The following is an 8,338-nucleotide window of genomic DNA, read 5'->3' as shown; positions in this document are numbered from 1 at the left end:
AAGGTTAACGACGGTTAGATTCACCTCTTACACAGCACCTCTAAGAAAGAGCTTATATATTTTCTATGTATTAGCCCTTCATAAATATCAGGTTTCAGAGTATAAATCTGTTTGTGACGTCAAATAAGGAGTTGAATATGACAGCGACGAAGAAGTTTTCATTTGATAGAGGGTTCATTGCAGGTACGCTTTGGGGCGCAAGTGCCGTTTTCTTTATTTTCTCTGGCTATTTATTGAGTGAGTTTAACGGTGATAATTTTAGTGCTTTCAGCTTTTTAATTACTCTAATTATGGGGATTGCACTTTCAGTGGGGTCATTCAAAACATTTAAAAATTTAAGCTAATTTTAAAATCTTTTATCTATTTTCAAGCAGCTGGCGATACGTATAAAACAAAAGCCAGCTGCTTTATATTACTCGCTTTTTTCTATGCAGCGACAAAGTTACCGTGAAAACCAAGTGGGATGACGCTAGGCAACCAAGCTCTACAAATAGGGCCATCACTCACTCTATTAGCTTTAAAAATATTTACACATGTGCGATTTGAAGGTAAATGCAGTGCAGTCCCAACTAAATAGCCGTTGCCTTCTTTTTGTGTATTAAACAGGTGCTGTGTAAGAGGTGAATCTAACCGTCGTTAACCTTAGCAATGCGTTTTTTAACTCGTTCGTTCACTAATAGTTTCATCTACTTCGTCAGGCTGGTCTTGCTAAGGTTAACATACAGCGACTACGCATTCGCATCAGCACCTGGCTGAGTTACAACGGGTTCATTTGCCAGCGACTACGACAAGTTTGCCTCTTACAGATTGGTTTGCACAGGTGAGCAGTCAACAATCACAATTTCAAAATCAGCAGATTCAGCAACAGCAAATTCAGTCGTCGTTGCATAAACTAGAGTCAGAGCTGAGCTATCAGCATAATCAATGTTCGCAACAGCAGGCGCAAAATCAGGTTTATTCTGACACGTTGAATGAACTAAGAGAGCGGCTGGAGCAATTGCAAAATAAACAGCGTCAACTGGCGGGCACTCAGTCTGGCGAGCAACTGATTGTGCAGGCTCAAAGTCAGGTAGAGGCTTGCCGGGAAAGTATGGAGCAGGAGAGAGGAGTTCTTCGCCAGGCAGAGCATCAATTCGTTGCAGCCAGCAACAGATTAGAGGCTTTGTCTCAGCAGTCAGGGCAGCAGAGTGAAAAACTGAATGTTGCCCAAAAGCTATTTGAGGAAAAGCTGGATCAAAGTCAGTTTCCGGACGAAGACGCTTTTGTTCAGGCGTCACTTTCTGATGCAGAATTGCAGCAGCTCCGGGAAGACACCAACCGCCTCAACAAAGCTGAGCAGGATGCGAAAACCCTGTGCAATGCGACAACGGAAAAGTTGGCCAGTCATCTGGCAAAAAGCAGCACAGTGCAGGAGGTTGAGTTTGACACAAGTGAAGCGGCGATTAGTCATTATCAGGCTGATAAGCAACAGATCTCTGACCAATTGCAACAGTTAGCTGAAAAATCAGGGCAGTTGCGTAATCAGTTACAGCGAGATGATCAGGTCAGGATTGCTCACGCGACTTTGGCTGAAGAAATTGCCCGTTTCAGAGAAAATTATGATGACATTCAATATCTCTATGATCTGATTGGTCATGCGAAAGGGGAAAAGTTTCGCAAATTTGCTCAGGGGTTAACTCTGGATAATCTGATTCATTTGGCCAATCGGCGGTTGCAGCAACTACATGGTCGTTATTTGTTGACCCGGGAGCAAGTGGACGGCCTGGGAATTAAGGTTACTGACACCTGGCAAGCGGATAGCCAAAGGGATACCAAAACCTTGTCTGGTGGAGAGAGTTTTCTGGTGAGTCTGGCACTGGCATTGGGGTTGTCTGATCTGGTGAGTCACAAAACCAGCATCGATTCTTTGTTTCTTGATGAAGGTTTTGGAACACTGGATGCAGAAACTCTGGATTTGGCGCTGGATACCCTGGACAACCTGAATGCCTCGGGCAAAACGATCGGTGTAATCAGCCATATCGAGGCTATGAAAGATCGCATTCCGGTGCAAATCAAGGTGCTCAAGAAGAATGGTTTGGGGGTAAGTGAGTTGGAGGCTCGGTTTCGCGGCACTAAAGTACAGTAATAAGGAATTGCATGGATATTTTGTTGCGAACCATTAAATTCCGGTTCCTGATGTGACTTTTCTTAGGGGTGAGCCTTTTTGCCCTTGGCGCGAGAATATATAAGCCTGTAGGTCGAACTTCAGTTCGACAAAGCAAATGGAATCAACCACTGCTGTCTGACTGGCCGATTTTTGCTCCTGCAAAATCGGCATTCACTGCGTCCATATAGCTCAAGTCAGACCTAAAAATACATCCCTGTTGCCAATCCCCAGGTTTTCCCTGCGCTTAAGGCTTGTCTCGCGAAAGGGCTGCGGGGGGGGCTCAAGGGGGGCGCAGCCGCTCACCTTGAGGCGCAGTCGGCGCCCCGACAATAATTTCAATCAAACAACAGTGGTTGAATTAGACTACGTCGTCGGAAAAAGTCTACCTACCAGCAAATTCAACTAAGGAGTCTGAAGGCTGGTTGATTTTCTCGCCCTGGACAAGGGTGATTGAATTTAGCAGTGTTGTTGGAATAAATTCCAACCTACAAGGATACTTAGACGCCTCCAGAGTTAAAGGATTTTAGTCGGACAACGGTGTTTGAATTTAGCCGGGTCGTTGGAATAAATTCCAACCTACAAGGATACTTCGACGCTTCCAGAGTTGGGGGATATTAGTCGGACAACGGTGTTTGAATTTAGCAGGGTTGTTGGAATAAATTCCAACCTACAAGGATACTTCGACGCTTCCAGAGTTGGGGGATATTAATCGGACAACGGTGATTGAATTTAGCAGGGTCGTTGGAATAAATTCCAACCTACAAGGATTCTTCGACGCTTCCAGAGTTGGGGGGACTATACAACTATCAGACTGATAGTTGTTCTGACCGCCTACGCAGTTCAGAACAACTTTCAATGAGGACTGTTAATCTGAATCTTTTACTTTCAGATATTGTTGTTTCGCGGTTTGCCACAGAATGTACTCTTGCTTCAGGGACTCATGGGCATTAATTTGCTTTTCCATGTAGGCAACCTGTTCCGTGGCCTTCTTTCTGTATTCCTGTTCACGGGCTAGTTGTCGGGCTTTTCGTCCTAAACCGGGATAGGATTTATTCATAATATCTGAAACAAATTGCGCTTCGCAGATACGTGCTTTGACTCTGGAATTGTTGTCGCGCTTTTTGTATTTGCACTCAACTTTAAACTCTTCTTTGTCAATCAGACTATTGAACAGTGTGTAAAAATCCTGTTCTTTTTGTTCGGCCTGGTCACGGTACCAGGAAGCAGGTTGTTTGCCGGTCACCTCAACCGTTTCCATGTTATCGCTTTGCTGTGCAGCCGATTGGGCTGACAGACCGATTGTGCTGGCTAAAAATAAACAAGAAATAAGTTTGTGTTTCATCTTCATAATCCGCATCCAATGTTTTCCTTCGAGGTCGGGTTTTTGACCTTATATGTCTCCAATTAAAGCTAGTTTGGCTTTGCCGCGCAAAGCGCAAAAGTAACAAGCCATGTCGCCTGGAAATAATTTAGGAGTTATATTATTCCGTGCAATAACAAATTAAAATGTGACTCAAATTTGATAGGTATTGACCCAAAATTGACAAGGTTTACATTGTATTTTGTATTTATATCAATCGGTTCAGTAAGCCTTTGGAAGTGCTCGGCAATAAATCAATACTCCTTGAAATGAGAAAAATAGCAGCGCTAATGTGGACAAAAAAGCTGGTAAATTTAGTTACGTTTACTCATGTATTGACATGAAATAAATAATCAGAAAGATCGGTCCCGCGATTTTTTATGGCTTGTAGTTTAGATGCAGAAATAATGACCGTGGTTCACCAACGAAATAACGGTAATTTCCAAAAGCGAAATCCGCTCTCTCGGCATAATCTTCATCCAATAGATTCATAACTCTAAAAGAAAAGGTTAGTTTGTCAGTAACTGGTAACCTGGCTCGCACGTTTAGCAACTGGTGCCCATCGTATTTAGCTGTGTTGGCCGGGTCTAAATAATAATCGTCCAGATATAGCCATTCCAGTTGAGTACTAAACTGAGCTTTTTGCCACTGCAGACTAATCTGAGCGTTGTTTTGGGGAGCCGTGTCGATGTCATTGTTTTTGATGTTAACACCCCGGGCGATAGCCACGTTGTTTTCGTATTGATGGCGGCTTTTATCCAGTGCTAAGTTTAATCTCCAATTTGGGGTGATTTTCCAGTTAACTGTCAATTCGATCCCTTTGTGGGAGGTTTTGCCATTACTGACATTCTGGCGCTCGGTATCCTGAAAAATATGATCCGATTTTCGCATCATATACGCGCTTATATCGTAGAAAAGCCTGTTGTCTTCAAGAAGCCTGCCTCTTTAGGCCGGTTTCCACTGAAGCCATTTTTTCAGCATTCAAATCAGCATTGGCCTGGTTGTTTTGCAGTCTGAATAATTCTGTAGCTTGCGGTGCTCTGAAGCCACGATTGATTTGTCCGTATACCACCTGGTCAGCTGATAGTGAATAAGTAGCCCCCAACTTTGCTGAGAGATTACTAAAGCTACGAGTTTGGTCTGCTGGTCGATAAAAACGACAATTGTCTATGCCAGATGCACAGGCAGAGCCAGCTTCCAGGTTATTCTTGTAGTCATAGTGGGTCCGGTCAAAACGAAGACCTGCATCAACACTGAATGCGTCTGTGATTTGCCATTGGCTGTTGATATAAGGTGAAATAACCAGTGCATCCACCTGATAATCGTAATGCTCTCCCTGCGGAATAGAATCACTAAATTCTTGTTCCTGAAATTCCTTTAACCAGCCCTCGGTGTAATCCAGATCCATACCCAAAGTGAGAGTGACAACGTCATGTTGTATTGTCGCGGCAGACAATAGGCCAACACTATCATGACCATTTTCTTCAGTGGCTTGCCACGGGAGAAAGTGTTGCAAGAAAGTCATGTCATGACTGCGAAAATAGGGTTTTAACAGGACGTGATAATTACCGCTGGCAAATTCTATTTGGCTGTGACCTCGCACTGAGCGGCTATTGCGATAAGCCTCCGGATTGGGATTCAAACGCTTCAGCTGTGCTTCTTTAAAAGCTTCAAAGCCTTGTACGAAACCAGCTGTTTCCTGATTGAGATTGCTGTAAGACAAGACATTTTTAACCTTTAACTGTGCGCTCTGGGTTTGATGCAATAGGTTAAGCTTGTCCTGGCGATAGCCACTATTTTCTTTATAACCACCATCATCGGTGATAGTTCCGTATAGTGCCATCCCATTGTTGTCCGTTGTTTTCGCGCTGGTTAAGGAAACACGTTGAAAATCATTAGGCCCGGCTTCCAATGAAATACTAAAATCTGGCATAAATTCAGCGTCAGGTGTGAGTGTATTAAGTACACCGTGAACTGCGTTACTACCATAAATAACACTGGCGGGTCCTCTGAGTACCGTTATCGCTCCAGCCTGGTTGGCATTGACATCAAATAATTGGTTGGCGTTACAGAATCCCGCGGCTCTCACGCTGATACCGTCTTCGGCAACGAAAAATGCACCACAACTTCCGCTCCGGTAAGAACTGGGGAACGGATTGCTGTTAAATGTTCCTGACCATTTCCACGGCTGACCCAAACACCAGCGACCTGATTCATCAGCTCTGTGTAATGGGTACTTTGAGTCTGGTTAATATTCTCAGTAGAAAGGCGTGTCAGATTACCGGACATTTCACTTAACATGACACTGCTTCGGGTACCCGTCACTGTAATGGATTCGAGATTTAGCTCCTCCTGATTTGCATAACCAGGACTGAAGTAAATGGCAGATAATGCTAATAGGGGGAGTACAGGCAGGCTCCATAATGAGTTCTTGTTTTGAGGTCGCGCGCTATTTTCACTGAATTTGACGCACAATTAAACCTTATGCGAATAATTTGTCCTAAGTCGCTAAGTGTTCTGAAAAGCCTTTAAATGTAGCCAATTAGAGTAACTTTACAATGAAGTTCGAAACTTGGTTTGGGCCTAAATGCTGAAATTTACAAATGAACCCTATTCAATTAATTAAATGACCGTGATTCTGTAAGTTTTCTGGTACAGAACTGGCGTGCAGCCAGTCAAAGCCAGGCTGCCCGCTATTGGTTTATTATCACTAAACCATAACTTGTTTCCATTTACCTGTTCGGAATATGAAATAACCCACAACGGCGATTAATGATTCTGCTGCTAAAACCGCCATGTAAACTCCTTCAGCTTCGTATCCCGCTTGTGTGGCTAGTAACCAAGCCAGCGGGATTTGGGTCAACCAGTAGCAGAAAAAGTTGATTTTGGTGGGTGTCATGGTGTCTCCGGCACCATTAAAGGCCTGTATTAAGATCATTCCGATAGCAAAAAAGCCGTAACCGTAAGCCACTAATGTTAAACAGGATATGCCGCTAGCCAATACGTCAGGGTCCTGGGTAAACAATCCAATAATTGGCTTGGCAAGCAGAATAAATACCATGGCAACAGTTAACATAAATGCCAGGTTAAATTTAGCAATTGCCCAAACCGATTGCTCAGCACGGCCCGGCTGATTGGCCCCCAGATTTTGCCCTACTAGTGTGGCTACAGCATTACTGAGCCCCCAGGCTGGCAAGATGGTGAACATCACAATCCTGATAGCGATGGTATAGCCCGCAACCGCAGCACTGCCGAAGTCCGATACTATCCTGACCAGAAATACCCAACTGGCTGTGGCAATTAAAAACTGCATTATGCCGCCGGATGAAACCCGAATCAGGTCTACCATGATACTTGCTTTCAAAGTGAGATGCTGCATTTCGATATGGATGCGATTTCCGACATTAAACAAGTGCCATAATTGGTAAAGGACACCCACACCCCGGCCGATAGATGTTGCTATTGCTGCACCTGTTACACCGATTTCTGGGATTGGGCCTAAGCCAAATATCAGGATTGGATCCAATACAATGTTAATGCCATTGGCTAACCACAATGAGCGCATAGCAATAGAGGCATCACCCGCACCACGAAAAATGGCATTGATGATAAACAGGTAGAGTATGGTGATTGAACCACAGAGCATGATCGTTATGTAATTCTCACCTATGGCAACAACCGCATTTTCGGCGCCCATCAGCAACAGAATGTCTCTTGCAAAAAATAGCCCGATTAATGCCACAAGCAGTGCCACTAAAAGCCCCAACCAAAGTGCCTGGCCCGCTACCTGGTTGGCTTTCTGTGGTTGTTTCTCGCCGATACGTCGGGCTACTAATGCAGTAACTCCCATACTTAAGCCAATGGCTATGGCATAAATCAAGGTCAGAACCGCTTCAGTAAGCCCTACCACGGCCACTGCTTCAAATCCCAACGAGGAAACAAAAAAGATGTCTACTACAGCAAACACAGATTCCATAGCCATCTCCAGTACCATTGGTACGGCGAGTAAGAAGGCTGCGATACCTATTGATCCCTGGGTAAAGTCATATTGCACATTGCCTTTGACGGCCTGTTTAAATAATTGCCAAAGTCCGGGTTTATTGTTTTTTGTTGTCATATTGCTTAATCCACTAAGCGAACTGCATCACAGAGCCAGCGCTCATGCATGCTGATTAAAAAAAGAAGATGTTATGAATTTTTAAGCCTTCGTCAGGCTGAAATGGGAGCTGTGGTATGTTGCCTTAAAAAAGGCGGGCTGTTAATCAGCTTTGTTTGGTCAGTACGCTCCCAGACCGGTTGTGCGAGCACAATATCAGCGCTAATGAAGTGGATTACATTGTTCATTGGACTGCTACCGGTTTAAGTAGTTGCGAAACTTTGACCTGAAACTAATGATAAGTCAAACATTTTTTCCGGAAATGCAATCACCATTTCCATCAATATATAGTTGCCGTGCATGACTCAACAACGGTCTAATTTAGAACCTAAATCGTAATCACATTGAGTGGATTTATCACTTTATTTATTTGGCGTTTGCACAAGACAACAGCGACAAACAAAAAAGGCGCTCTGTGCAGAGCGCCTTTCAGTCTAGAGTTTTATGACCAATTAGTCACAGGATACTGGATCACCCGCAACAACATCAGAGACACACGGAGGTTTCGATATTGGTGAATTCAACATTATCGAGTACCCAACCGAACTCGTTCGCCGTGAAGTCAGAAGAGATTCTGAAGCGGAATTGAACTGTCTGACCGTTCAATGTATCGCCAAAGGTGCTGGTGGCGGAATCCGTAGTCGCTATTATGTAACCTTAGCCGAAGTGGCAATGG

Annotated in this window: 5 protein-coding genes and 2 pseudogenes; 2 read left to right on the top strand and 5 right to left on the bottom strand. The window is 44.1% G+C overall.

Annotation, left to right across the window (positions count from 1 at the left end; genetic code table 11):
• Positions 1 to 137: 137 nt before the first annotated feature.
• Positions 138 to 344, top strand: a complete 207-nt coding sequence (locus ACXAC4_RS27165; RefSeq protein ID WP_349287941.1) for a hypothetical protein — start codon at positions 138 to 140, stop codon at positions 342 to 344.
• Between the two features lie 82 nt (positions 345 to 426).
• Here ACXAC4_RS27165 and ACXAC4_RS27160 read toward each other — a convergent pair whose 3' ends face one another.
• Positions 427 to 606, bottom strand: a complete 180-nt coding sequence (locus tag ACXAC4_RS27160) for a carotenoid oxygenase family protein (RefSeq protein WP_475168249.1) — start codon at positions 604 to 606, stop codon at positions 427 to 429.
• Positions 607 to 1,585: 979 nt separating this feature from the next.
• On the opposite strand from ACXAC4_RS27160, the pseudogene ACXAC4_RS27155 reads away from it, so the two are divergent.
• A pseudogene (locus tag ACXAC4_RS27155) lies at positions 1,586 to 2,125 on the top strand (SbcC/MukB-like Walker B domain-containing protein); the annotation flags it as partial.
• An 886-nt stretch (positions 2,126 to 3,011) separates the two neighbouring features.
• On the opposite strand, the gene ACXAC4_RS27150 reads toward ACXAC4_RS27155, so the two are convergent.
• From ACXAC4_RS27150 to ACXAC4_RS27135, 4 genes and pseudogenes are all read right to left on the bottom strand, one after another.
• A complete protein-coding gene (locus tag ACXAC4_RS27150) occupies positions 3,012 to 3,494 on the bottom strand; it encodes a hypothetical protein (protein WP_475168245.1) in 483 nt (160 codons plus the stop codon).
• A 390-nt stretch (positions 3,495 to 3,884) separates the two neighbouring features.
• Positions 3,885 to 4,424, bottom strand: a pseudogene (locus tag ACXAC4_RS27145) (TonB-dependent receptor domain-containing protein); the annotation flags it as partial.
• Between the two features lie 10 nt (positions 4,425 to 4,434).
• Positions 4,435 to 5,703, bottom strand: coding sequence for a TonB-dependent receptor (locus tag ACXAC4_RS27140; protein ID WP_475168238.1), 1,269 nt, complete (start codon positions 5,701 to 5,703; stop codon positions 4,435 to 4,437).
• Between the two features lie 513 nt (positions 5,704 to 6,216).
• Entirely contained in the window at positions 6,217 to 7,623 is a 1,407-nt protein-coding gene (locus ACXAC4_RS27135) for an MATE family efflux transporter (protein ID WP_475168235.1), read from the bottom strand.
• Positions 7,624 to 8,338 lie beyond the last annotated feature (715 nt).

It is taken from the genome of Pseudoalteromonas sp. AWM4_233 (assembly GCF_056158285.1).
Note: the sequence above shows the minus strand (reverse complement) of the source record. Positions and strands in the feature narration are given on the sequence as shown.

Coding starts and splice junctions, on each gene's coding strand:
- ACXAC4_RS27165 (WP_349287941.1), top strand. CDS start 138: ATGACAGCGACGAAGAAGTTTTCATTTGATAGAGGGTTCATTGCAGGT.
- ACXAC4_RS27150 (WP_475168245.1), bottom strand. CDS start 3,494: ATGAAGATGAAACACAAACTTATTTCTTGTTTATTTTTAGCCAGCACA.
- ACXAC4_RS27135 (WP_475168235.1), bottom strand. CDS start 7,623: ATGACAACAAAAAACAATAAACCCGGACTTTGGCAATTATTTAAACAG.